The sequence below is a fragment of the Thermomicrobium sp. genome (assembly GCF_053493975.1).
The window spans coordinates 65738-90402 of sequence record NZ_JBRBZA010000008.1 but is presented as its reverse complement, the minus strand read 5'-3'; the positions used below and the strand labels follow the sequence as shown (position 1 = coordinate 90402).

20 protein-coding genes and 4 tRNA genes are annotated in these 24665 nt (G+C 59.8%); 6 read left to right on the top strand and 18 right to left on the bottom strand.

The features are described 5' to 3' along the window. From ACWIVK_RS01730 to ACWIVK_RS01720, 3 genes are all read right to left on the bottom strand, one after another. The gene (locus ACWIVK_RS01730; protein WP_448574801.1) at positions 1-366 is read right to left on the bottom strand and encodes a roadblock/LC7 domain-containing protein; all 366 of its coding nucleotides are present in this window, start codon (positions 364-366) and stop codon (positions 1-3) included. 93 nt (positions 367-459) lie between these two features. After that, positions 460-1734 carry a GTPase HflX gene (hflX, locus tag ACWIVK_RS01725; protein ID WP_448574800.1) on the bottom strand — a complete coding sequence of 425 codons (1275 nt, stop codon included), beginning with the start codon at positions 1732-1734 and terminating at the stop codon, positions 460-462. Positions 1735-1874: 140 nt separating this feature from the next. Beyond that, positions 1875-1945 (bottom strand) — tRNA-Gln (locus ACWIVK_RS01720). A gap of 110 nt (positions 1946-2055) precedes the next feature. On the opposite strand from ACWIVK_RS01720, the gene ACWIVK_RS01715 reads away from it, so the two are divergent. After that, the gene (locus tag ACWIVK_RS01715) at positions 2056-2976 is read left to right on the top strand and encodes a 2-deoxy-5-keto-D-gluconate 6-phosphate aldolase domain-containing protein (protein WP_448574799.1); all 921 of its coding nucleotides are present in this window, start codon (positions 2056-2058) and stop codon (positions 2974-2976) included. Positions 2977-3097: 121 nt separating this feature from the next. On the opposite strand, the gene ACWIVK_RS01710 is transcribed toward ACWIVK_RS01715, so the two are convergent. The 3 genes from ACWIVK_RS01710 to ACWIVK_RS01700 form a co-directional block, all read right to left on the bottom strand. After that, a tRNA-Phe gene (locus tag ACWIVK_RS01710) sits at positions 3098-3170 on the bottom strand. Positions 3171-3192: 22 nt separating this feature from the next. Next, positions 3193-3265 (bottom strand) — tRNA-Val (locus tag ACWIVK_RS01705). 6 nt (positions 3266-3271) lie between these two features. Next, a tRNA-Leu gene (locus ACWIVK_RS01700) sits at positions 3272-3358 on the bottom strand. 338 nt (positions 3359-3696) lie between these two features. On the opposite strand from ACWIVK_RS01700, the gene ACWIVK_RS01695 reads away from it, so the two are divergent. Continuing rightward, positions 3697-4245 carry a Fur family transcriptional regulator gene (locus ACWIVK_RS01695; protein WP_448574798.1) on the top strand — a complete coding sequence of 183 codons (549 nt, stop codon included), beginning with the start codon at positions 3697-3699 and terminating at the stop codon, positions 4243-4245. 28 nt (positions 4246-4273) lie between these two features. After that, positions 4274-5155, top strand: coding sequence for a manganese catalase family protein (locus ACWIVK_RS01690; protein WP_448574834.1), 882 nt, complete (start codon positions 4274-4276; stop codon positions 5153-5155). Positions 5156-5237: 82 nt separating this feature from the next. Here ACWIVK_RS01690 and aspS read toward each other — a convergent pair whose 3' ends face one another. The 4 genes from aspS to murJ are packed head-to-tail and all read right to left on the bottom strand — an operon-like array spanning position 5238 to position 11957. Beyond that, positions 5238-7076, bottom strand: coding sequence for an aspartate--tRNA ligase (gene aspS / locus ACWIVK_RS01685; protein ID WP_448574797.1), 1839 nt, complete (start codon positions 7074-7076; stop codon positions 5238-5240). 35 nt (positions 7077-7111) lie between these two features. Further along, the gene (locus ACWIVK_RS01680; protein WP_448574796.1) at positions 7112-8482 is read right to left on the bottom strand and encodes a MazG family protein; all 1371 of its coding nucleotides are present in this window, start codon (positions 8480-8482) and stop codon (positions 7112-7114) included. Positions 8483-8486: 4 nt separating this feature from the next. Continuing rightward, on the bottom strand, positions 8487-10316 hold the full coding sequence (gene lepA, locus ACWIVK_RS01675) for a translation elongation factor 4 (protein ID WP_448574795.1): 1830 nt from the start codon (positions 10314-10316) through the stop codon (positions 8487-8489). Between the two features lie 30 nt (positions 10317-10346). After that, positions 10347-11957 (bottom strand): murein biosynthesis integral membrane protein MurJ, encoded by a 1611-nt coding sequence (murJ, locus tag ACWIVK_RS01670; RefSeq protein ID WP_448574794.1) that lies wholly within the window; start codon positions 11955-11957, stop codon positions 10347-10349. 224 nt (positions 11958-12181) lie between these two features. Between murJ and rpsT the strand changes: the two genes are divergently transcribed. Then, positions 12182-12481 carry a 30S ribosomal protein S20 gene (gene rpsT, locus ACWIVK_RS01665; RefSeq protein ID WP_448574793.1) on the top strand — a complete coding sequence of 100 codons (300 nt, stop codon included), beginning with the start codon at positions 12182-12184 and terminating at the stop codon, positions 12479-12481. Between the two features lie 5 nt (positions 12482-12486). Here rpsT and holA read toward each other — a convergent pair whose 3' ends face one another. Then, entirely contained in the window at positions 12487-13521 is a 1035-nt protein-coding gene (gene holA / locus ACWIVK_RS01660) for a DNA polymerase III subunit delta (protein ID WP_448574792.1), read from the bottom strand. A 321-nt stretch (positions 13522-13842) separates the two neighbouring features. Between holA and ACWIVK_RS01655 the strand changes: the two genes are divergently transcribed. Then, positions 13843-14136 (top strand): hypothetical protein, encoded by a 294-nt coding sequence (locus ACWIVK_RS01655; protein ID WP_448574791.1) that lies wholly within the window; start codon positions 13843-13845, stop codon positions 14134-14136. Positions 14137-15418: 1282 nt separating this feature from the next. On the opposite strand, the gene ACWIVK_RS01650 is transcribed toward ACWIVK_RS01655, so the two are convergent. Genes ACWIVK_RS01650 through ACWIVK_RS01620 form a run of 7 tightly spaced genes read right to left on the bottom strand, consistent with a single transcriptional unit; the run spans position 15419 to position 23726 of the window. Continuing rightward, the gene (locus tag ACWIVK_RS01650; protein ID WP_448574790.1) at positions 15419-17005 is read right to left on the bottom strand and encodes a flippase; all 1587 of its coding nucleotides are present in this window, start codon (positions 17003-17005) and stop codon (positions 15419-15421) included. A gap of 52 nt (positions 17006-17057) precedes the next feature. Then, a complete protein-coding gene (locus ACWIVK_RS01645; RefSeq protein WP_448574789.1) occupies positions 17058-18203 on the bottom strand; it encodes a glycosyltransferase family 4 protein in 1146 nt (381 codons plus the stop codon). Next, positions 18191-19210: a lysylphosphatidylglycerol synthase transmembrane domain-containing protein gene (locus ACWIVK_RS01640; protein WP_448574788.1), complete on the bottom strand. Its 1020-nt coding sequence runs from the start codon at positions 19208-19210 to the stop codon at positions 18191-18193. Before ACWIVK_RS01640 ends, ACWIVK_RS01645 begins: the two co-directional genes overlap by 13 nt. Next, positions 19207-20682 (bottom strand): O-antigen ligase family protein, encoded by a 1476-nt coding sequence (locus ACWIVK_RS01635; RefSeq protein ID WP_448574787.1) that lies wholly within the window; start codon positions 20680-20682, stop codon positions 19207-19209. Before ACWIVK_RS01635 ends, ACWIVK_RS01640 begins: the two co-directional genes overlap by 4 nt. A gap of 25 nt (positions 20683-20707) precedes the next feature. Further along, complete coding sequence (locus ACWIVK_RS01630; protein ID WP_448574786.1) at positions 20708-21661, bottom strand: UDP-glucuronic acid decarboxylase family protein; 954 nt, start codon at positions 21659-21661, stop codon at positions 20708-20710. Positions 21662-21676: 15 nt separating this feature from the next. Next, complete coding sequence (locus ACWIVK_RS01625) at positions 21677-22999, bottom strand: O-antigen ligase family protein (protein WP_448574785.1); 1323 nt, start codon at positions 22997-22999, stop codon at positions 21677-21679. 34 nt (positions 23000-23033) lie between these two features. Then, positions 23034-23726: a hypothetical protein gene (locus ACWIVK_RS01620; RefSeq protein WP_448574784.1), complete on the bottom strand. Its 693-nt coding sequence runs from the start codon at positions 23724-23726 to the stop codon at positions 23034-23036. Between the two features lie 69 nt (positions 23727-23795). Between ACWIVK_RS01620 and mtnP the strand changes: the two genes are divergently transcribed. Beyond that, positions 23796-24665: an S-methyl-5'-thioadenosine phosphorylase gene (mtnP, locus tag ACWIVK_RS01615; RefSeq protein WP_448574783.1), complete on the top strand. Its 870-nt coding sequence runs from the start codon at positions 23796-23798 to the stop codon at positions 24663-24665.

The window sequence follows — 24665 nt, the reverse complement described above, 5'->3', positions numbered from 1 at the left end:
TCAGCTGCCCTGCTCGCTGATCACCTGCTGGAGCAGGGGGGTGAAACGCCGAACAGCCAAGCGAAGACGACCCAGATTGGTCGCACCGGAGGCTAGGAGGACGAGCGCGGTGTCGGAGTCTAGGGGGGCGACGAGTACGAGATGTCGATCGAACTCCACGATGGCTTGGCGCGGCGTACTGGCCAGTTCCTGCCCGAGAGCTTCCAGCATGAGTAGACCACTGACTGCCTGCGCGGCGACCGCTTCACAGTCGATCTCGCTCGTGCCTTGTGCTGCCTCCACCACTAACCCGTCGGTGGTGGCTATGAGCGCTGCGTCCAACCCAAATTCGCGTTGAAGCCGCTGAACGAGTTCACTGGTCGTCACGAGTCTACTCCTCGCCGTTCACTCATTCCCGAACCCGTTTCATTATCGGGCATATTCGCGAGCTGTCACGCGGGAACTTCGTCCCACTTACTCTCATGCGTCGTCGACAGACGGCGACAGAAACGGTTCCAAACGGGGGAGGAGTGCGTTCGGTATGCGGGCTCGAACGAGAATACCCTCTGCCAGATAGCGACGCTCGTTGATGATGCCATGCTCCTCGAGTGTCGCGATGAGGCGCTGCTCACGATACGGTATCAGGAGCTGCACAGCACGCGGCGCGGCGACGTCACGTAATGTACGTGCGATCCGTGCACGCAATGTTTCCAGCCCGTAGCCAGTTGTTGCTGAAACGAAGACAGCGCTGGTAGGAACGTCGAGTTCTCGAGCCAGGCGATCCGGGTCGATCGTAGGCTCCAATCGATCGATCTTGTTCAGCACGGTGATGGTGGGATAGCGATCCGCTCCGAGTTCCCGGAGAACCTGACGAACGGCAGCAGCCTGCTCAGCTGCCTTCGGGTGAGTGATATCCACGACATGGAGAAGAAGGTGAGCTTCTAAAATCTCCTCCAGAGTAGCCCGGAAGGCTGCTACCAATGTTGTGGGCAGTTTGTGAATGAAGCCGACTGTATCAGTGAGCAAGGCGACCTGACCATCCGACAGCCTCAGGCGGCGTGTAGTCGGATCGAGTGTCGCGAACAGTTTATCCGCTGCGAGCACGTCTGCACCGGTCAGCGCATTGAGCAGTGTGGACTTGCCGGCGTTGGTATAACCCACGAGGGCGATGACTGGAAGGTGGTTCTGCCGCCGACGCTGGCGATACCGCGCGCGATGCTCTCGCACCTCTTCGAGTTGGCGTCGTATCCAGGCGATTCGTTCCCGGGCTCGGCGGCGATCGATTTCGAGCTGCGTCTCACCTGGTCCCCGAAGACCGACCCCACCGACTGCTTGACGGGAGAGGTGCGTCCACATACGAGTCAGACGCGGCAAGCGATATTCCAGTTGGGCTAACTCGACCTGAAGGCGTCCTTCCCGTGTTCGTGCATGCCTCGCGAAGATGTCGAGAATGAGAGCCGTGCGATCCAGCACCTTGACCTGCAAGGCATCCTCGAGGTGCCGCAATTGAGCGGGGGAGAGTTCATCGTCGGCGAGTAACAGGGTGTAGCCGAGTCGATCGCGCAATGTCTGAAGCTCGCGCAACTTTCCAGGGCCGACGTAATGCTGCGGATGTGGATGGGGCAGCCGCTGGGTGACGGTTCCCACGACTTCCACGCCGGCAGTCCGCGCGAGTTGAGCGAGTTCTTCGAGGGAGGCATCCGCCTCCCAACCGTCGCGTCGCCACTCGACGCAGACGAGGAGAGCACGCTCCACACGAGGCACCCACGATTGTGCTGACGCGGGTACCGGGTCGGGAAGTTCGACTCGCTCGTGATCTCGTCTCGTCAGGCTGAATCCTCGACTCACAATGTACTGATGGAAACGCCACCGTCGGACAGACGGTGGCGAATCGGCTGGGGAGTAGGGATTCGAACCCCAACTAGCTGATCCAGAGTCAGCCGTCCTACCGTTAGACGACTCCCCAACGCCCATAACCCATTCTAGCCGACACGCCACGATCGTGTCAAGGCTTGCATGGAGCGAGTTGGTGCGTTAGTGTTGGATGGAGGTTCGAGCAGGATGGGAGGTGAGGCCATGCGCGTCGGGTACGATCGGCCACTGTACATCCTGGCCTTCGATCACCGGAGTTCCTTCGAGGAGCTCGCGGCGAAAGCCGGTGTGCCAGAGAACGAGCGGGCAGCCAAGATCAGTGAAGCGAAGCGCGTCATCTTCGAGGGTTTCGTGAGAGCGGTTGAACGTGGGGCTCCACGTGATGCAGCTGGGATTCTCGTCGACGAGCAGTACGGGGCCGACGTCGCGCGAACCGCACGAGAACGCGGCTACATTCTCGCGATGCCGGTCGAAAAGAGCGGTCAGAAGGTGTTCGATTTCGAATATGGCGACCAATTCGGTGAGCACATCCTCGCGTTCGATCCGACCTTCAGTAAAGTTCTAGTCCGCTATAACCCCAATGACTCGTCAGAAACGAAACACATTCAGCTGGAGCGGCTCAAGCGACTCCACGATTGGCTGCGTGAACGCGAACGCCGCTTCTTGCTCGAGTTACTGGTTCCAGCGACGAAAGAACAGCTGGAAGCCGTCGGTGGTGACAGTGAACGATACGATCGCGAAGTGCGACCAGAACTCACGCTGCAGGCGATCGACGAGTTTTATGCGGCGGATATCGTTCCTGACATTTGGAAGATCGAAGGACTCGATCGCCGAGAAGACTGTGAACGAATGGGTGCGAAGGTTCGAAGTGGTGGCCGCGATGCGGTGAGCTGCGTGGTGCTCGGTCGCGGGGCTGATGCCGCGCGCGTCGACCATTGGTTGCGCATGGCAGCGGGGGTTCCCGGATACGTGGGTTTCGCGATCGGTCGCACGCTCTGGTGGGACGGTGTCCAAGGGTACCTGAATGGCACGCTGACGCGCGAGGCTGCTGCAGAAAAGGTCGCAGCGAATTATCTGCGAGCGATCGACCTCTACGTGTCAGCAGCGCGCGCTCCCGTCGCGTGATCATTTCCCTCACGATCGAGAAGGGGCGCGAAGGAAGAGGGGCCGATACGATCGAGAGGTTGAGGCCCCTCTTCTGGTGAGATAGAAAAAGCCGGCTCATCTGAGCCGGTCACCGAAACAGTGCCGAGGGGCGGGATCGAACCGCCGACACCGTGATTTTCAGTCACGTGCTCTACCAACTGAGCTACCTCGGCTCATCGTGCGAGGCGACATTCGTGGGCGATAGAGGACTCGAACCTCTGACTTCCACGGTGTAAACGTGGCGCTCTACCAACTGAGCTAATCGCCCGCGAAATGGTGCCGAGGAAGGGATTTGAACCCCCACGCCCTTTCGGGCACTACCCCCTCAAGGTAGCGCGTCTGCCTATTCCGCCACCTCGGCACGTCCCTGCCGCCTCGGCAGCACCATTGAGTATAGTCAGTGGTGCCTCGCCTTGTCAAGGCTGGCTTCTCGATGCGAGCGTTCGCGGTCGACGGTAACAGCGAATCCAGCATATTTGTTCTCGGTTCTGACCACCATGTCCGACCGTGCACGAAGCCTCTCGGAAAACTCGGATTCGGGAATGTCACGCGGAAGATCGGGCGGCAAAGCGCGCTGCGGTCATGCGCGCCGTCCTTTGCCCGCATGGCGCCACAGGGGCCACTACCGATCGTCCGATTACTCTTGACAGCGTCTCATCCGTTATGCTACTTTGGACGATGTCTAATGAGGTGCGTCGGATGACGAGGCGAATTGGTCATGAGACGGACCACCGTCAGTCCCTTTTGGTCGAGCGGTTGCGGCGCGCTGGGTTACGGGCAACGAGGCCGCGGCTCATCATTCTCGACGTGCTCGAGCGAGCCAGCGGTCACCGATCGATCGATGAACTCATGGACTTACTGCGCGCTCGGGGTGTTCGCTTACCGCGAGCGACGGTTTACAACGTCATTCGTTCGCTCGTCGTAAATGGTCTCGTCATGGTGGCCGACACTGGACCAGGACGTATGCTCGTGGAGCCAGCGCAGAGCTGGCATCACCATTTCGTTTGCCGACAATGCGGTGCCGTACTCGACGTTGCTTGTGTCGTTGGAGCGAAGCCGTGCCTCCAACCCGATCTTCCCGGTGCCGAAGTCGATGAGGCACAGGTGATCTGGCGTGGACGCTGTCCACGTTGTGTGGAGAAGTCACGACTGGAAGGGGGCCAGCATGACCCCGGGGCAGATCGTGGTGCGCGGCCCTCCGGTGACCGCACGAACAGAGGTCACTCAGACCGTTCTGACCGGCCTTGAAGGGGGATGAGGAGGGAGAACTACGTACCTGCGCATCGATCGCTTGCAGATCGAGTTGCCGCAACCAAAGGAAGCTGACGCGAACGCAGCCGCAGCGGTACAGGAGCTTCTCGGTGGGCGATTCGGCGAAATGTCCACGCCGATGAATTATGCCTACCAGTCCTTCAATTTCCGGGGATGCGACAAGCTGCGACCCTACTACGATCTCATCGCGAATATCGCTACCGAAGAGCTGGGGCATATCGAGCTCGTGGCGGCAACGGTGAATTTGATGTTGACCGGGACGACGAAGCCGGGCGATCCGGAATCTGCGCCACTCTCTCCTGCGGTCAATCTTCGGAATACGCATCACTTTATTGGAACTGCGCAGACTGCATTTGTCGGTAACTCGATGGGTGCATTCTGGCACGGTGATTATGTGTTCTCCAGCGGAAATCTCGTCCTCGATCTCTTGCATAATTTCTTCCTCGAATGCGGTGCACGATTACACAAGATTCGTGTGTACGAAATGACGACCAACCCAGTCGCACGCGAAATGATCGGCTACTTGCTCGTCCGAGGCGGGGTGCACGCGACAGCATATGCCAAGGCGCTCGAGACGCTCACTGGCGTGCAAGTGACCAAACTGTTGCCCATCCCGAACATCGAGAACAGTAAGTTTCCGGAAGCTCGCAAGTACGAGGCGATGGGCGTTCATCGACGGCTCTATCGCTTCAGCCCAGAGGACTACCGTGAAATCGCCAAGATCTGGCGTGGCCCCGCTCCAGCGGGCGATGGGGACTTGGAAGTGGTGGACGGACCGCCAGCGGGTGGACCGGTCCCTGATCTCCCTGAGGTGCCGGAGGAGTTCGCACCAGGATTGGCGCCGGAGGAGATCGCGGAAATCGCGAAGAAGCTCGCTGCTAGCTGACGACGCATATTCCTCGCTGCTCACCACGGTCGAAGGGGCCGGTCCAATGACCGGCCCCTTCGACCGTGCCCGCCCCCGAGGATCAAGCGAGCGCGTTCGTCGCCTCGTCTTCCGGATAGACGACCCGGAGATGGAGTTCGCGCAGTTGTCGCTCATCGAGCGGTGACGGTGCTCCGAGCATGAGATCCTGTGCTCGCTGGTTCTTGGGAAACGCGATGACCTCACGCAAGGACGATTCCCCAGCTAAGATCATGATCGTTCGGTCCAGGCCAGGTGCCATGCCTCCGTGCGGTGGCGCGCCGTACTCGAACGCCCGCAGGAGATGCCCGAAGCGTCGCTCGATCTCGTTGTCATCGTAGCCCATGATGTTAAAAATCTTGTTCTGGACTTCGCGCCGATGAATCCGGATGCTTCCGGTACCGAGTTCGAACCCGTCTGCGACGAGGTCATAGGCTTTCGCCCGCACCTTGCTCGGATCACTGTCGAGAAGCGGAAGATCCTCGTCCCGCGGGCTGGTAAACGGATGATGCATCGCTTCCCATCGCTGTTCCTCCTCGTTCCACTCGAACAACGGTGGATCGATCACCCAGCAGAAGGCATGGACACTTTCGTCAATGAGCTTGCGTTCCCGGCCGACGTGCAGACGAAGACGTCCGAGTATCGTGGCAGCGGTGTCTTCAGCATCGGCAACCAAGAGCACGAGATCGCCCGGCCCTGCCTGCAAACGCTGGGCGAGAGCTGCGATCTCGTCTTCGCTCAAGAACTTGGCGATGGGAGAACGTGCGGTGAGATGGCCACTGTCCTGCTGGAGAGCGAGCCAAACGAGTCCCTTGGCTCCGAAGGAGCGAGCGATCTCGGTAAGCTGATCGAGTTGTGAGCGAGTTGCGTCGGAGAAACCAGGAACAGCGAAACCCCGGATGACACCCCCCTGAGCGAGAACGCTTCGAAAGACGCCGAAACTGGTGTCGTGAAAGACCGACGAAACGTCCCGGATTTCCAGACCGAAGCGAAGATCAGGCTTGTCGCTGCCGTACCGTCGCATCGCCTCCTCATAGGTCAGGCGTGGAAACGGTTTCGCTTGCAGGGGTTTGCTGGCGAAGCGCTCGAACATCTCCGTGTACAACCCCTCGATCAATTCGAGGACGTCTTCGACATCGACGAAAGACATTTCGAGATCGATTTGGGTGAACTCAGGTTGTCGGTCGGCTCGCAGATCCTCGTCGCGCATGCAGCGAGCGATCTGGTAATAGCGGTCGAAACCGGCTACCATCAAAAGCTGTTTCAACTGTTGTGGCGATTGCGGTAGTGCGTAGAAGTGGCCGGGAAAGATTCGGCTGGGAACGACGTAGTCCCGAGCTCCTTCTGGCGTACTCTTGATCAGCATCGGCGTCTCGACTTCGACGAAATCCCGCTCTTCCAAGTATTGCCGGATAAAGCGAACTACCTGGTGCCGAAGCAGAAGATTGCGCTGGAGACGGGCGCGCCGCAGGTCGAGATACCGGTACTCGAGCCGGAGCGACTCGTCGACGTCCGTTTCCTCGGCGATGGGGAACGGCGGCGTTTTTGCCGGATTGATGATTTCGATCTGGTCAGCGAGTACTTCGATTTCGCCGGTGGAGAGAGCGGGGTTGACGGTTCCCTCCGGACGGGCGACGACTTGGCCGGTAACTGCCAGGACGTATTCAGCGCGCACATGTTCGGCCACCTCATGAGCAGCACTCGAGTGCGCGGGATTCGCGACGACCTGGGTTATCCCGTAGCGGTCTCGTAAATCGAGGAAAATGAGTCGACCATGGTCGCGCCGACGATGAACCCAGCCCTTGAGTGTGACCGTGCGTCCGATGTGCTGGCGGCGGAGTTCACCACAGGTCGTGTAGCGACGAACTGCGCGCGATTCGGTGGAAAGGATCCTCTCTGCCATCGATCACTCCCTTCATCGTGCACCTCACGCTTCATTCAGGCCTGATGGGCCTCGTTCTCGGTGAGGAGTTCCTCTTCCAGTTCGAAAGTCCAACGACGAAGCACCGACTCCGCATCGATTCCGGCTTCTGAGGCCTGGATCACTGCGTGAACGAGGGAGGCGAGGACTCTCTTCTCCTGCCCCTCTGTAAGCTGACGCACGATTCGCTCACGCAGGTCAGCGTAATAGATCGGTCTGGTACGCGATAATCGCGCGAGGAGCTGCTGCGCGCGGACGAGTGCTGGCATAGTGCGAGGGTAAAGGGGTTTCGTCCGAGCCCGTTCGCCGCGTTCAGCGGCCTTGATCTCCTCCCACCGGGCGAGGACGGCGTTCGCTGATTCTGCACGAGCTTGCCCGAAAACATGCGGGTGACGTCGAACCAGTTTTTCGATCACCGAACTGACAATATCCTCGTAGACGAAGGCTCCTCGCTCCTCGGCGATTTGCGCATGCATGATGACTTGGAGAAGCACGTCACCGAGCTCTTCGCGCAGTGCCTCGTCATCGTCCTCTTCTATGGCGTCGAGCGCCTCGTACGTCTCTTCGAGTAGGTAGCGGCGCAGGCTGTGATGGGTCTGCTCGCGATCCCACGGACATCCCGTCGGAGAGCGCAGACGAGCCACGACCTGCTGCAGCGCTTCGGTCACCCGCGCGTCGAGCACATCGATGGCCGGCAGAAAGATAGTAGTTGCTGCATCGTAGGGGTAGCGATCGAGTTCGTAGAGAGGAAGCCCTTGGACCGCGACGTCGGCGTTTCCGGCGTTCCGTACGACAGTGACTTGGACATCCTCGGGATAAATCCGAGAGAGGACGAGCTTGGCTTGCGACGCAACAAGGCGATCATACACCTGACCGATGAGTGCAGGGCGGAGCGGTGAAAGGGGTAATCGTCCAGCCGCGAAGGGACCCCCCTCGAGGCAACTCACGAGTTCGAGCGCGTCGACGATTTGCAATTGGTCTGCCAAGGGGTCGATACGAAGGATCGGTAGCACGGCATCGATGAAACTGAGGCCCGGAATGATGGCGATCTCGATGCCGTGAAGCGGAGCGTCGCTGAGCAGTTGGCGAACTGTGGCCTCTCCGACGAGGGGATGTCCGGGAACAGCATAGACGAGTGGACCGGCGCGGGCCCGGCTGAGGACGCGACGGGCGATTTCCGCGTAGAGTTCCGAAAAGGAAGTTGCTCTCTCGTAGAGATCGTCACAACTGTCCCACGATCGGCTCTCTGCGAAGAAGCTGACGATGGGATGTTGGCGGGTGCGCAAAAGAACCGGTCCCTCGCCGAGCGCTGCTCGTGCGGCGAGTGTCAAGGCATCCAATGCACCTGGTCCGAGCCCGACTATGGTCAGACGTGCTGGTAGTGCCATCGCGTCACGACCGCTGTGTCTGGCCCGACGAAGCGTTGCCGAGACTGAGGACCGCAAGGAAGGCCTCCTGGGGGATGTCGACGCTCCCGATACGCTTCATGCGGGCCTTCCCCTCTTTCTGCTTCTCCAAGAGTTTCCGCTTGCGGGTCACGTCGCCGCCGTAGCACTTGGCGAGAACGTTTTTGCGGATCGCTCGGATCGTCTCGCGGGCGATCACGCGGCTGCCGATCGCGGCCTGAATAGGCACATCGAAGAGTTGCCGCGGGATCAGCGTCCGCAGTTTTTCGACGAGTTCTCGACCGCGTGCATAAGCCTGGTCGCGGTGACAGATGAGCGACAAGGCATCGACACGTCGCCCGTGGACGAGGATATCGAGCTTCACCAAGTCGCCCGCACGATAACCAAGGAATTGGTAATCCATCGACGCGTATCCTTGCGATCGTGACTTGAGCTGATCGTAGAAGTCGACGATGAGCTCCGCGAGCGGGAGGTCGACGAGCAGGCGAACGCGGTCTACGCCAAAGTACTCCATTTCGACGAGTTCGCCACGTCGGCTCGTCACGAGATCCATCAGACCACCGATGTAGCGCGTTGGGGTGAGAATCGTGAGGCGCGCCCACGGCTCACGAATTTCTTCGATCTCACCGGCTGGCGGCATCTCAGAGGGAGAATCGATGACGACGATACGCCCATCGCGCTTCAGGACCTCGTATTGGACACTGGGTGCAGTGGCCAGGAGTTCGAGCTTGTACTCCCGCTCCAGTCGTTCCTGAATGATCTCCATGTGCAAGAGGCCGAGAAACCCACAGCGAAACCCGAAGCCGAGTGCCTCGGAGGATTCGGGCTCGAAAACGAGTGCCGCATCGTTGAGATGCAACTTCTCGAGAGCGTCTCGCAAAGCCTCGTATTCGTCACTGTTTACTGGATAAAAGCTCGCGAAGACCATCGGTTTGACAGGTCGATAGCCTGGTAGTGGTTCGCTCGCTGGACGCAGCGCGTGCGTGATCGTGTCACCCACCTGGCAGTCGCGCACGACCTTGAGTCCAGTTGCCACATAACCCACTTCGCCGGCAACCAGTTCCTCGACCGGTGTCATGAGGGGCCTGAATTGCCCGAGTTCCAACGCTTCTCCCACGACGCCACTGGCCATCATGAGGATGGGGTCACCTCGACGAAGGGTTCCATCGACGACCCGAACGTAGGCGACCACACCCTTGTAGGGGTCGTAGTGCGAATCGAAAATGAGTGCACGCAGTGCTGCAGTCCGATCACCCTGCGGCGGAGGGATACGCTGTACGATCGCTTCCAAAATGTCCTCGATGCCAGTCCCTTCCTTGGCTGAGGCGAAGATGATTTCTTCAGGGAGCAGCCCGAACTGATCCATCAGATCCTGCGCGACCTGCTCGGGTCGAGCATTGGGGAGATCGATCTTGTTCACGACTCCGATGATGGTGAGCCCCAAATCGAGGGCGAGCATGCCGTGCGCCAGTGTTTGGGCTTCGATGCCTTGTGAGGCATCCACGACGAGGAGGGCTCCCTCGCACGCGGCAAGACTGCGCGAGACTTCGGCAGAAAAGTCGACGTGTCCAGGCGTATCGATCAGGTTCAGGATGTAGGTCTCGCCGTCTCGCGTACGATAGTGCATGCGAACGGCTCGTGCCTTGATGGTGATCCCTTTTTCTCGCTCGAGATCCATCGAATCGAGAATTTGGTCGACCATTTCGCGATCGCTGACCGTTTGCGTGAACTGCAGCAAACGATCCGCCAATGTCGACTTGCCGTGGTCGACGTGCGCGATGATGCTGAAATTGCGAATGCGACCCTGCTCGTTCATCGGTACCCGAACGATGCCTCCGCGGCAATATCACCGATCAAGTATACCGGTCCGAACTCGCCTTGCCGGGCCTCGCCCGTAACGGACGAGTCGGGAGAGGAGGGCGAGAGCATCCGGCTGACGACAAACCAGGAGGAGCGTCATGTAGGAGGCGAGCAGAGCGGTCAGCGTGTAGACGAAGAGGACGAACTGTGTAACGGATCGGCCTTGCGATGGATCGGTGGCGCGGGCCAGCGGTCCAGAAAAGAGCACAGATACGACCGTCAACAGGAGTATTCCCGGTATCGCTCGTCCAAGTTCTCTCAGGGTGGGCGCAAGAGACACGCGCGTCCGCCGCTGGACGAGGACCACGAGAACTACCATCTCGATGGTCGTGGCGATGCTCAGACTCAGAGCGAGTCCCCGATGACCGAGTGGCTGGAGAAGGAGCATGCTCGACACGAAATTACAAGCGACCGCGATACCTCCAGCAACGACCGGTGCAGTACTATCTTTGAAACTATAGGACAAGCGCGTGAGCAGCTCGACGACCGTGAAGGCGATCAGGCCGGGTGCGAACCAACGCAGGGCTTCGGAGACCAGCGTCGTCGACGCCGTTGTAAAGGCACCGAACTGAAACAGCGTTTGGACGATACTCCGATCCAATGCAGCGAAAAAGACGATAGCTGGCGTCACGAGCAAGATTGCGGAGCGGAGCGTTCGGCCGAACAGCTCGCGAAGCTCTTCGAGTTGCCCGTGGGTGCGGTACTGGCTCAGCGTCGGGAGGAGCACAGTGGCGACACTGAGTGCGACGATTCCGTAGGGGAGCAGAAATATCTGGTAGGCATACTGAAGGGCAGCGATCTGCTGCTGACCGATCCGCGAAGCGAAGTTGGTGAGGACGACGATATTCGCTTGCATAGCGACTTGAGCGAGCAACCGCGGTCCGAGCATACGGGCGACCTCGCGTAGACCGGGAGCGTGGCGCTGGATCATCGGTCGATAGCGCCACCCGGTTCGGGCCAGTGCCCACAACTGGAATGCGGCGTATGCTCCTGCTCCGAGCACCACGCCGAGCGACAGTCCAAAAACTCCATGACGTGGGGCAAGAAGGAGTGCTCCGAGGATGATTCCGATGTTGTAGAGCAGCGGCGCGATAGCCGGTTCGGTGAAGCGTGCCTCCGACTCGAGCATCGCTTTCGCGGCTGCGCCGATACCCAAAAGAAGAGGGGAGAGCATCAGGAAACGGGTGAGATCTGCCGCGAGCGCGCGCTCACCGGGTGGTAATCCCGGTGCCACGATGCTTCCGATAACGACGTCCGCTGTCAGGAAGATCCCCAACCACACCAGAAGGAACGAGGCGAGCGAGATCGTCAGCAGGGTGTTAGCAAGTGTCCAAGCTGACCGCACCTGACGCCGAGCGAGGAGTTCGGCGTAAACCGGAATGAAGGCTGACCCGAACGCTCCACTCATCACGACGAGGAAGGCAAGGTCAGGTATGCGGAAAGCGGCGACATACGCTGCATAGTCGGGTGAGGTGCCGAAGCGGGCAGCGATCAACACGTCGCGCACCAGTCCGAGCATGCGGCTCCCGACGAAACACGCAGCGACGATTACAGTTGCGCGTGCAACACGCTGGGTCGTCGTCGTGGCGTCTGCCATTTGCCCCCTCACTCATCGCGGTTATCTTAGCCCCTGCCACGCTCTCCACGCCGGGCGCGACAAACGGAATGGAAGCTAGGGTGGGCACATAACCGAGTCCAGCATGACATGGGGAAACATGGTGCAGTGACTCGGCGCGGGGACAGGGTTCGTGTTAGACTGGTGCATGAGACAAGAGAGTGTTCGAACGAAGCCGTCGATGGCGTTCGAGGGGGTGGATAGCCTTGCCAAATACGAAGTCTGCAGCACGAGCATTGAGGCGATCCGAGCGGCGTCGGCTCCGCAACCGGATGTGGCGATCGATGGCACGAACCTTCATCAAGAAGGCGCGTAAGCTAATGGAAGCCGGAGACCTGGAGGCTGCCGCACGCGTGATCGGAGACGCGATTTCGACTTTGGACCGAGCAGCCGCAAAAGGGGCGATTCACAAGAACAACGCGGCCCGCCGGAAGTCGCGCCTGATGAAGCGTTTCAATGCACTGGTAAAAGCGCGCCTACAGCAGGGACAAGAGCAGTCGGCCTGACGCACCTAACGTACGGAACGGCGTACCACTGGCCGCACTCGCTGTGCTCCTGTCAAGAGGGTCACAGCGAGTGCGGCTTCGCTGTCGATCAATATTCCCCGCTTGACTGAAGCATCGATAGTGCGGAGCGCTGCGAGCATCGCCCCAGCGTTCATGGGTGATCGTGTCGACAGTATGCGGCGGATCTGAACGATCCGTCGGGCGGAGAATCCAGTCGCCGCGGCGACAGCATCCGGCGAAAGTTGCGGCAGTATCTGAGCCGCCAAGAGCGCTTCGAAGTGGTTGGCCAACTGCGCCAGCAAGACATCAGGGGCAGCATTCGTCTCGAGCGCTCGTTCCAATTCTCGCACGATGGCTGTGCCGTCTCCACGATTCAATGCATCGATGAGCGCCCATTCGAGTGGTGCGTCATCGGCAGCGACGAGTTCGCGCACAACGGCAACGCGGATGATTTTTTCCGGGTAAACGGCGGTCGCTAGTTTGGCCAACTCCTGATCGACGCGTGCGAGATCGAGTCCGGCTTGCTGGTCGCTCTCGCTGCCAGCGTGCTCGCGTCGTCTCTGAAAAGCGGTCGGGTCGATGGCAATGAGGAGTTCTTCGGCGGCTGCAGGCTCGATCTCTACCCCGTAGTAGCGGGCGCGCTCTGTTACCCAGTCGATGAGTTTTTCCCCCATCGGCACGCTGCACTCGAGGAAAGTAACAGTATCACCGAGCGTGGCACGCAGTCGATCGAGGACGACTGGCGGCAAGGGTGGCTCGAGCGAGATGATGTGACAACTCGGAGGGAGAGTGGCTACTGCATGGAGGAGGTCAGGATCGAGCTGCTGTTGGCGGATATGATCCGCTACAAGGCACTCGGTGATGACCAAGCGTCGAGCGAGAAAGAAACCGGGAGTCCGAGCAGCCGCCATGATCGTCGAAATAGGCGTGCCGCGGGGAAACCGTACGGTCGCCAATCCTTCTGGATCTTGGGACATCCGTAGCTCAGCGAGTTGTCGCTCGCGCTGGAACTCGCTCTCGCCATGGAGCACAGTCAGCACTTTTGCTCCCCTCTTATCGCTATCAGTGTATCGTCGATGGGCCAAGCAGTGTCGAACGAATGCGTCGGATGAGGAAACGAGTATTCGACTAGGTCGCCATCGTCGCCAGCTTCGTTTCCGTGGGCATTCTTTCTCGCATCAACGAGTTACGGGCAAGAAGCGTGATCCGTCAGCTTCTCGCTTGCTGAGCCACTGGGGCTGTCGACATGATTTGTCTGCCAGTGGTACCGGAACACGGTGAACGCACAAAACAGCGTGTCCTGTCTATGGCTGGACAAGGACTCCACTTCGAAAATCAATGTCGCCTCACGGTGCGCGACCGTGGTACGGGCGATCGATGACGACGTTATCGTTGCGATCGACAGTCCCTACCGAGCTGGTCCGCATAATTTCGTCCTCGCTCATCCGAACGGCTACTGTTCGCTCCTTGGGGAGCTCTTGGAACGGTCACTGCTGCAGATTAGTCAGCGTATCGACCGCGATGACCCGGTCGGATTGGGTGATGCCCTACCCAGACCGACCTGCGGGCAAGCTCATCACCAGCATCTGGAGATTCGGGACGCGACTGTGCGCTCGGCCGACGATCCTGTGCACTCGATCCAGGCTGACTGGTGAGGGCTGACGCTCGGCTTGTCGCTTCCTGGGCAGCCTTTCGCCCTTCGGTACGGTGATCGAACGCTCTGGCGTCCCCCGTGGGATCGACCAGAGATCGACTTCCGAGGGGCAGCGTGCACTACGTGGCAGGAAGTTAGGGCACCGTAAGGAGTTCCTGAAGGGGCTCTCGTTAGGGATGGTGATCATCTCGCTCAACGTGATGCTGGCTCGCCCGCTCTCCGGCGAGCGGTTCGGTCCTTCCAGCATATCGCTCGACCTGGTTGCCACGGTCGTTTCACCGCAGTCGCCGTCGCTCCGAGGGAGAATTCCGAGATCAGAGTCGAGATCATTGCAGGGTGAAGGCACTTCGCCATCGGAAAGCCGGTCGGTCCTTCCCCGAGAACTGGCTCTGCAGTGGGTGAGTATTGTCGCCGTCGCGGAGCGTTGTAGACTGTTCGTGTGGGTAGGACGCGACTAGCTACTGGTTTTCGCTGCGCAGCTGGGAGCCAGGACGTGGCTCGTCAATGTCGTTTCAGGCGAGCGGCGTCGGATTACAGCGTGGTTCGGTATGGCAGTAAAGAACATCATCGCGGTCCGGAATCTCCACAGGCGAAGGACGGAGCTGTACTCGTGGGACGATACCCTGCGGGCAAGTATCGACACAAGGTAGTTTCCGGCACTCCCTGATCCAACCGGACGCCGGGCGGTCTGGCGCGTCGTCGAAGAGCAGACGGAACCGAGTTTCAGCCGTCAGCCGCGTCGCTCGCCTGTTCGTGCTCGAGCGGTCGACTGAGGAAACGCGTACCCTCAGTGGGTGGCGCGTCTCCACATTGGGAAGGGCAAGCGTACGATCACGACGCCTGCTCATCGGTAGCCTACCTGACGGAACTCGTCCGGGAGTATGGAGCGTGACCCCAGCCGAGGGAACGATGGATCTCATCGTTCCTGGTCACTTTTTCAGGAACTGACTAGTGTTTCCTGAGACGCGCACTGCGCTCGTGACATGTGTTCTCTCAGGCAGCCCCGACAACGACCGAGTCTGGCTGGTCGAGGTCGATCAGGGTGTCGTGCGACATGCCCCCTTCGTCTTGCCGTATCGAGCGGTCAGAGGGTGCGTCTGGGGCTTCGAGTTGGGCAAGGAACGCAATCGAGTAATGGGCTACCGCTGGCCGGATCTCGAACTGAGCTTGCAGTATGAAATGGGTGGCATGTGCTCGGAGATGCGTGGGAGATCGAACCGGAAAGTTCCTGGATCACCTGCTGGCGAGAAGAGAATCGTGGCAATGCTCGAACTATGTCGCTCTCATCGATAACTGCGTAAACGCTCGACGAGCCGGTGAGGAAGTATCGGCCGAAGGAGAGCGACATCTCGTGAAGACACTGTACCGGTCAACCACAGCAGCGCGAAGTAGGACGGAAGAACGAGGACCATCGCGGGCGGCAGATACTCCAGAGCGAACCAGACTACCGCCGATGCGCTGAGCACGGCTGGAATGGGGCGCCAGAGAAGGCCCCTCCAATCAATCGGGCCGAGGCTCTCCTCGAGTACTCGACGCAAAGCGAGCAACAGGACGACTTCGGTTAGCACCGTCACGACGGCTGCTGCTCGATAACCGAAGAGGGGAACACCTACGAGATTCCCCAGTAGGTTGAAGATCGTCGCTGCGATGTAAGCTGGAGCGATCGCCCGTTGGCGATCAGCTGCGATCACCGCGTACTGGGCGATACCGTTCAGAAAGTGCAGCGGGGTAAACCAGATCAGGATACGGAGCGTGTCGGCCGCTTCCGGTAAAAAGGCTTGCCCCCCGAGAATCCGAATGAAGAGTGGCGCTCCGATGAGCGTCACGAGGACGATGAGCCAGCCGGTCAGGATCAGGAATTTTGCGCCGAGTTCGAAACTGCGACGACGATCGTCGCCGGATTGGCGAGAGAGGAGGGGAAAGACCGCGAGCACGAAATAAGAGGGTATGAGAGGTACGAGGTTCGGCAATTTGTAGGCGGCATCATAAATGCCGAGACTGTACGACCCCTCGAACACCTGAATAACGAATGTGTCGATTCGGAAGAAGACTGTGATCAGTAAGCCGTTGAGAAGAAGTGGCCAAGCGCTTTTTGCCAAGGAGCGCCATTCGTCGAGAGAGCACACCCACTCGACGCGCATCGCTTGCCGATTCATGGCCAAGTGAAAAGCAGCCGCATTGCAGGTCGCGGCGATGACTGCTGCTGTAGCGATGCCGGGAACACCGAGACCGTAGCCGAGGGCGAGGAGCCCGATGGCGAAGCGAACCAGATTGGTGAAGATGGTCAAGATTGCGGGCAAGTGCATGCGCTCGCAGCCGGTGAAGACGGAGTTGATCGCCTCACTGTAACTGGCTGGGATGATCGACATCACCAGTAAAACGATCGCCGTGAGACTGGCTGGCGAGAGTCCGAGCCAGTCTCGACCAGTCGTGACGACTACTGCCACGAGTGGGAGGAGACAAAGGAGGACTGCCCAACGGAAGAGAGTGGTCGAGCCGACTAGGCGCCCGGCTCGTTGTGGGGCACGCGCGACTTCACGGGCGACCAGTATGCTCAAACCGAAGTCAGTGATCGTCTTCAGGTACAGCCAGGTCACTGTGGCGATCGCGTATTCGCCGTTCCCTTCGACGCCGAGAATGCGCAAGGCGATAGCCGCGAAGATGAGATCGACAGCACGGTTGAAGAGTTGTGCAACCAAGGGAGTCGCCGAGTTGGCGAGAATCCGACGCGCTTGATTGACCGTGAGACCGTGCAGCCTAACGGTTCCCAACGCTGCGAGCCCGAAAAGACCGAGAAGGCTGACTACGAGAAGAGCGAGAGGAAACCAGAGCGGAAGCAGTGGGTCCAGTTGCCATGTGCGGGCGATCATGATCGATTCTCCGACTAACAGGGACGTCGGGCGTGCGCACAGCTCGGATGACTCATGGCCTACGACTCGCGTGTTCGCTGGCAACTGCTCGATACACCGCACTATGTTGCTCAGCACTTTTGTGCCAGGAAAACCGCGAAGCTCGTTGGGACGCGGCCTTCTGCAGACGGCTTGCGAGCGCCCCCTCCGTGAGGAGGCCGATGATCGCTTCGGCTAAAGAGTCCACATCGCCGCTGCGAACGAACAAAGCCGCATCCCCAGCAACCTCACGATGAACCGGAATGTCGGTCGCGATCACCGGCGCGCCGCAGGCGAGGGCCTCGAGAAGCGGCAAATTGAATCCTTCATAGAAGGACGCCGTCACGAACGCAGCGCTAGCACTGTACAGAGCAGCGAGAGTCTGGTCGCTGATGCCGCGCAGGCGAAGCACGCGCCCACGCCCCTGTGCTGCCTCGAGAGCGCGCTCGATCGGTTCGGCTAGCCAGCCAGTCGCGCCGACGATGACTAATTGAAGATCGGGAATTTTCGTCGCAGCGCGCTCGACTGCTTGGAGTAGAACTGGATAACCCTTGCGCGGTTCGACGGTACCGACCGCGATGAGGTAGGGCTCTCGGATACCGAGGGAAGCGATGACTGGGCGAGCGTGTTGTGGTGGGTGTGGAGCAAAGGGAAAAGCAACACCGTGTGGAATGGCATAGACGCGATCTGGAGAAAGTCGATAAAGGCGAAGTAGATCCTGTCGTACGGACTCGCTGACGGCGATGAGCGCGTCCACTGTCCGCAGCATCCGGGGAAAGACCGCTTGCAAGAACGAAACGAGACGGGGGTGGCCGAGCTCAGGCACGAGGAGGAAGCTGACATCGTGAACAGTCGCGACGCGTGCGCAACGCGCTGGGGGAACGAGGAAATCGGTCCCGTGCACGACATCGACTGGCCCGATGAGGGGGTCGATCGGAAATGGGATTCTCACTCGATACCAAAGCCGTGTGAGCCATCGTTCGCTGAAGGGTATTTGTCGATAGTGGATGCGGGGTGACGATGAGTGGGGAAGCGGGGACGACGTACGCCCGTACCAGAGGATGATCTCGAACTGGGCATTCTCGGTCAAGGCTCGTACCAGTTCGCGCGTATAGCGTCCGATACCAGCGAGCTGGTTCAGGCCGGGAGTGAAGTCGATGGCTACTCTCACGGGCGCCATCCGCGACGCAGTCGTTCGGCAAGCCAGGGAATGCCGGCAACGAGAAAAACGCTCCAATAGGCCACGAGTCGGTCGAGGAGTGCGAGTGCGGCCGCTTGCTCGATGCTCAAACCGAGGATCGTCAGAAGACCAACGACACCGATCTCGACAGCACCGATACCGGCTGGAGTGAGTGGGACGGTCGTCAGCAGTGCGGCAACGAGCGCGATCAAGAGTGCCAATGGTAAGGAGACAGCCAAACCGAGAGCACGGGCTTCGGCGAAGACGCGGGCTGCTTCCAAAGTCCAAAGGGGAATGGTGAAGACAAGAACCTTGCCCGCGGTCGAGCGATCGACGACGAGAGCTGCCGCGAGCGATGCGATCGGTCGACGGAAGATTGACGGCAAACGATGGCTGTACCGTTGCGACCATCGCAGGCACAGAAGAGCAACAAGGAACCCTGCCGTCAGGAAGACAGCGATGACCTGTAAAACGAGGAATTCGTCATGCCCAGACCCGTGGAAGACGAAAAATGTCGCGAGGGGAAATAGTACAGCGAGAAAAACGAGGTCGGCAGCCCGCTCGACGAGAGTGGCGCCGAAGGCTAGGGAGAAGGGAACGGCGTAGCGACGTTGAACGAGATAACAGCGATAGAGTTCTCCGAGTTTTGCGGGGACAGCGCAGTTGACGAGCCAACTATAGAGGTAGGGGAGAACGAGCCGCTTCGGGAAAACGGGATGGAGGGTATGGCGGGCGAGGAGAAACTTCCAGCGCCAGGCGCGGAACGGGAAGGAACCGTAGTAGGCGGCGAGCGCCAGCACGACATATCCCGTTTGGGCTCCGAGCAGCAGCCGTACGACACCCGCAAGATCGAAGCCTCCACGCCAAAACGCAACCCCGACAAGTACTCCATACACCCCGATGCCACCGACCACCCGCGCAAGCACCCGCCAGCGCTGACCGAGTGCAAGCGATTGGAGCTGCTCTGTCGCCGATCCTTCGGCAGCCACTGGCCGACCCGACGTCATATCGCCTCTCGCTTCGTTCCCCAACCGGCCTGCGCTCGCCACACGAGAGCCCAGGCGCTGAATAACTGCATACTGAGATGAAGCTCGTGAAGATTCTCGACTAAGTTGTGCACCATGATAGCCGTCGTCACTGCTAACGCTCCTCCGGCTAATGCTCGGTCGAACTCGTTGTGCCGGGTACACCAGACGCGGACAGCGAGCAGGAGCGCAAGAGCGAATACCGCGAGATAAGCGAGCAATCCAGGAATTCCCAACTCGGCGAGTGCATGCAAATAATAGTTATGTGCATGACCGCGAGCTATCCGAAACAACGGGTGCGGAGAATAGTCCGGGAAGCGGACACTAAAGTTCCCTGCCCCGACACCCGTGAAAGGATGGTCCAGGAACATAGCCCATGCCGCCTGCCAATGCGCCATCCTTTCCACGATTGCCCAGTTCGCATCCGTCAGTTGCACATCACGGACGTCGAATGGCCGACCGTAATTGACCAACTGTGTCACTCGTTCGCGGACAGCCACAGGCAACTCGCTCCACCCGCCTATTGCCAACACGCCGACAATAACCGCTCCCACCACGAGAACACTTCGTCGGAGCCTGCGAGGTGCAAGCAACACAAACGTCACCAACCCAGCGCTCGTCCCCAGCCACGCGCCGCGAGAAAAACTCAACACAATACCACTCAGACTTGCCAACGCGCCGGCCACCAGAACCGACGCCAGTACCGTCGCGCCGATGGCCGCTCGCCGTGTCGATCTGGAACGGAGAAACCCTCCCAACCGTACGCGGCGATAGCGTCCCCACAGTCGCTGTGCCAATCGAGCTGACCAGAGAGCCAAGGCAGCCAGCCACAAACCAACCATCTCGAGATATCCCGCGAAGGGGTTAGGCTGTCCGAAGGTGCCGTACGCTCGATACCATCCACCGGAGATCGCGAAACTGGGTGGCGCCAGGCCGAGGGCGCTTTGCAGGGTACCGAATGCCACTTCCCCGAGGGCAGCGATCACCAACCCCACGCCCAGAACGACAACAGATCGTCGCGACTCCACGAGATGAATGATCAGGAGAAAAGCCAGAAGCGCTGCGGTCCACCGGTAGATCGTCGCCACGGCATACAACGTATTTTGGGCAATGCCGAGTGAGAGAACCTGGATCGCAATGAGCGCTGTCGTCGCCACGGCAATCCCCGGGTAAAAGAGCCGTGTTGGCCGACGAAGGACGATAAGTGGTCCGAGCAGTATGGCCAGCAGAATGAAGGCCTGTGTCGTGGTGATAGCTATCCCACCGAAGGAAAACCGAACGACGTCCTGCAGTGGAACGGATAGGATCAGCCCCAGAGGAAGCAAGACTGGCCAGCGCACGACGGCGAGAACGAATACGACGCCACTAGCCAGTACCATTCCGACCGGCCAGGCAATCAACACCAGCACGAGAGCCAGGAGACTACCGAGGAGCGCGACGCTCCACGTGGACAATCTTTCCTCCAACCAGTATGACTGGTCATTCATCGAGAGCAGCAGTTCGAGCGAGTACCTCCTGAAAGTAGTCGATCGTCATCCGTATACCCTCCTCCATAGACACTCGAGGCTCCCAACCAAGAACACTGCGTGCCCGGCTGATATCCGGGCACCGCCGGACTGGATCGTCCGGCCGCGCTGGCCGAAACACGATCGGGACAGCATTTCCAGTCAACTCTCTCACGAGGTAGGCAAGCTCCAGAATCGTTCGTTCATCAGGATTGCCGAGATTGATCACCGTCCCCGCGAGTCCATCGCGTTCCATGAGGAGTCGGAGACCACGCACCATGTCCGAGATGTAGCACAGTGAACGGGTCTGCATCCCGTCACCAAAAATCTCGATTGCCTCACCCGTCAAGGCGTGGACGATGAAGTTGGGCACCACTCGTCCATCGGCCGGATCCATGCGAGGACCATAGGTATTGAAGATACGCGCGATACGAGCATCGACGCCGAAAGAGCGCACGAACTCCATCGTCAACGCTTCACCAAAACGCTTGCCCTCGTCATAGCAGCTGCGCAGTCCGACCGGATTGACATTCCCGAAGTAATCCTCCCGTTGTGGATGGACGAGTGGATCACCGTACACTTCGGAAGTCGACGCGAAGACGAACCGCGCTCCCACACGCCTGGCAAGTTCGAGTAGGTGGTAGGTCCCGACCGAGTTCACGAGCAAAGTCTCGATCGGATACTGCCGGTAACCGACAGGGCTCGCTGGGCTGGCGAGATGAAAGATCGCATCGACCTCGATATCGATGCCTCGAGTGACATCCTGCTCGATGAATCGGAATGACGGGTGCCTCAGAAGGTGGTGAATGTTATGCAAGCGTCCAGTCAGGAGATTGTCGACAGCGATGACTCGGTAGCCGTCCAAGAGGAGCGACTCACAAAGATGAGAACCGATAAAGCCTGCCCCACCCGTCACCAAGATGCGCACGATGGCCTCCTGTCTTCAACCGCCGCGCCGGTCAACGAGGCGCAGCAGATCTAGTATGACAGCCGCGAGCCAAAACGAGGCTGCGAGCTCCGGTGCGAAATATCCGCGATCGAGACTGCCATGTATCCCACCAGCTGCAAGCCCTGCAACCAGCGCCACTGTCCAGGGATCGCGAGAGGACGAACGGGCGCGCCGTATCACCAGCCAAAACGCACTCCCCAGAATCAGAAGACCGGCGATACCTAACCGAAGCCAAAAGTCGAGCACGAGATTGTGCGGATGGCTGGTGAACCGCTCCGACCAGGCTCGCGGCTCCACATAACGCGGTACATATTGGTACAAGTATTGATCGAGTCCCACTCCGGTGAGTGGATAGTCCTGGATCATGGCGAGCGAACTCCGCCAAATGGCGAACCGCAGCGCGTCTCCTCCCGCCCATAGCTCAGCCTGAAGGCGAGCCGGAAAGAGTAACACCAAGACAAACGCGATGAGACACCCTGCCAGCAGAAATGCGCCAGCCATGCGCTGTTTCCCGAGCTGCCAGAGTCCGACCAGTATCCCGACCCAGATTCCCAGGAGCGCACCACGCGAGAAGGTGAGAGCCACCGCTGCAACCAGTGGCACAGCGGCCGCCGTCCAAAACCACCGCGGCGCGAGCGCAGCGATAGCCAAGACGAGGGCGACGACAGCAGGACGCTCTAAGGCGAGCGCCGCTGCATTCGGGTGCGGGTGAAAGCCTGCTAAGCGCCGTACCCCTTCGACAGCAAGCCCGCCTCCAGCAAACCACAATGCGACGCTCACCGCCGCCGTGCCCGCCGCCGACAGCACCCAGAGCGCGATCAACCTCCGCGCATGCTGACTCGAGCGCAAAACGAGCAGGGCGGCACTATACCACAGCACTGGTTCGAGAATCGTCCAGCGCCACTCGCGCAGCGCTTCCCGCTCATGAGCCGGGTCGGCCAACGTTCCCAGTGAGACCGTACCCGCCAGCAGTAACCCGAGCGCGAGTCCGGCGAAGTCCGCTCGGCGAACGCATGAAAGAAACGTCCGGAGTTTAGCCATTCGGTCACGTGCGCCGATCAGCGAAAGAGTCGATCGGAGAAAACTCCCATTGATCCCGAGGAGAAGCGTGGCTTCGAGGTAGGAAAACCGAGCAGGGCCTACCGAGAAGTCATGTGGAAAAATGGCGAGTCCCACCGGCATCAGAAAGAGCACCGCAAGGGGTTGCCAAACAGCGAGAACTTGACAGAGCAAAAGTAGGCCAACTGCAAGAGGAACCGGTAGACTTTGTGACAGCAACAGTCCAGCCAGAACGAGTACAGTACCCGTCAGTATCACTGGATCGTACAGCTCGTCCCGATGACATCGCTCATCACATGAAAGCATTCTTCTCACTCTTCCCTGGTCGGGAGCGAAACCAACCGAGTGCTTCCAGCAGCGTGCTCCACCAAGTGATGAGCAGATGAGCGAGAAACGTGAGACCAACGACGACCGGTGGCAGCCAAGCCCACCATACTCCTGGGCTGTTTTCGATCAGGAGAGCCCGGACCGCCAGTTCGCCACCGTCTTCGTTTGTCACCTCGACGCTATAGATTCCTGGCACGAGGTTATTCACGATCGGGACCGTCTCGAGGCGAGCCGACGATCGCAAGAGCGAGAAGCGTTTGACGGAACGGAGCGAAGCACGACCATCTTCGATCGACACCAAAATCGCTCCGGCATCCGGTCCAGTACGCACCTCGACAGCAGCAGCTGTCCCGGCGAATCGAAAGTGCAGGCGATCCCCCGCTGTCCGGGTGGCAACGAGTCGCCCATCGCCTAACTGCTGCACCACCCAATCCCCTTCGAGTTGCACCCGCGCATCGGGGAGATAGGTCAGGCCAGGCGCGACGACGAATGGAGTTCTCGTAGTGTCAGGCGAAAGCCGCGTCAACCGCGCGAGGACGGTCGCCCACCAGGTCAACACGAGGAGCACCAAAAGCACGCGGAGGGTGGCCCACCAGAAAGGGGCCCACTGGCGCACGATCGTCGTCGGATGCAACTCGATGTTATCCTGCACATGCATCGAGCGCACCGCCTCCCAGCGAAGTGTAACGTGCGCCATAGGACTGACTGAACGAGGGAAGGGCAAACGATGGACGCTCAACTCGGTGTCATCGGTGGAAGCGGTCTCTATCGCATGCCGGAACTCACCGATGTAGAGGAGATAGCTCTCGAGACACCCTTTGGTCGACCGAGCGATACCATCACACTAGGAACACTTCACGGGATGCGCATCGCTTTCATACCGCGACACGGTCGTGCGCATCAGCATAGTCCGAGCACCGTACCAGCCAGAGCCAATTTTTGGGCACTCAAGTCGTTGGGAGTGCAGTGGGTCGTCTCCGTGAGCGCCGTCGGGAGTCTCCGCGAGGGGATCGCGCCGCTCGATTTCGTCGTACCCGATCAAGTCGTCGACCGAACAGTCCGGCGCCCTCGCTCGTTTTTCGATGAGACCGGTCCGGTTGTCCACGTCGCGTTGGATGAGCCGTTTTGCCCGGAACTGCGGTGGGCACTCACCCAAGCCGCGATCGCGGCTGGCGTGCGCGTCCACGACCGAGGAACCTATATTTGCATCGAAGGTCCACAGTTTTCGACCCGCGCCGAATCGAACTTGTACCGTTCATGGGGACTGGACATCATCGGGATGACGGCGATGCCGGAGGTTCGTCTGGCTCGAGAGGCAGAACTCTGTTTCGGGCTGCTCGCTCTCGTGACGGACTACGACGTGTGGCATGCCGAAGAAGAACCGGTGAGCGTTTCGGTCGTGGTGGAACGCTTGCAGCAGAACGTCCAAGCAGCCCAACGTACCCTCAGAGCACTGATCGAGCGCCTGCGAGAACTGCCAGGCCGATGCGGCTGTCGCTCTGCGCTCCAGCATGCGATCGTGACCGATCCAGCTGCGATTTCCCCCGAAGTACGGCAGCGGCTCTCGCTCCTTCTCGGCAAGTACCTGTCAGGTTGA

What these genes read in the sequence shown, in the direction of transcription:
- ACWIVK_RS01715 (WP_448574799.1), top strand. Translation starts at nt 2,056, where the DNA reads ATGCGCGTCGGGTACGATCGGCCACTGTACATCCTGGCCTTCGATCAC.
- ACWIVK_RS01695 (WP_448574798.1), top strand. Translation starts at nt 3,697, where the DNA reads ATGACGAGGCGAATTGGTCATGAGACGGACCACCGTCAGTCCCTTTTG.
- aspS (WP_448574797.1), bottom strand. Translation starts at nt 7,076, where the DNA reads ATGGCAGAGAGGATCCTTTCCACCGAATCGCGCGCAGTTCGTCGCTAC.
- ACWIVK_RS01680 (WP_448574796.1), bottom strand. Translation starts at nt 8,482, where the DNA reads ATGGCACTACCAGCACGTCTGACCATAGTCGGGCTCGGACCAGGTGCA.
- lepA (WP_448574795.1), bottom strand. Translation starts at nt 10,316, where the DNA reads ATGAACGAGCAGGGTCGCATTCGCAATTTCAGCATCATCGCGCACGTC.
- murJ (WP_448574794.1), bottom strand. Translation starts at nt 11,957, where the DNA reads ATGGCAGACGCCACGACGACGACCCAGCGTGTTGCACGCGCAACTGTA.
- ACWIVK_RS01650 (WP_448574790.1), bottom strand. Translation starts at nt 17,005, where the DNA reads ATGATCGCCCGCACATGGCAACTGGACCCACTGCTTCCGCTCTGGTTT.
- ACWIVK_RS01645 (WP_448574789.1), bottom strand. Translation starts at nt 18,203, where the DNA reads ATGGCGCCCGTGAGAGTAGCCATCGACTTCACTCCCGGCCTGAACCAG.
- ACWIVK_RS01640 (WP_448574788.1), bottom strand. Translation starts at nt 19,210, where the DNA reads ATGACGTCGGGTCGGCCAGTGGCTGCCGAAGGATCGGCGACAGAGCAG.
- ACWIVK_RS01620 (WP_448574784.1), bottom strand. Translation starts at nt 23,726, where the DNA reads ATGCATGTGCAGGATAACATCGAGTTGCATCCGACGACGATCGTGCGC.
- mtnP (WP_448574783.1), top strand. Translation starts at nt 23,796, where the DNA reads ATGGACGCTCAACTCGGTGTCATCGGTGGAAGCGGTCTCTATCGCATG.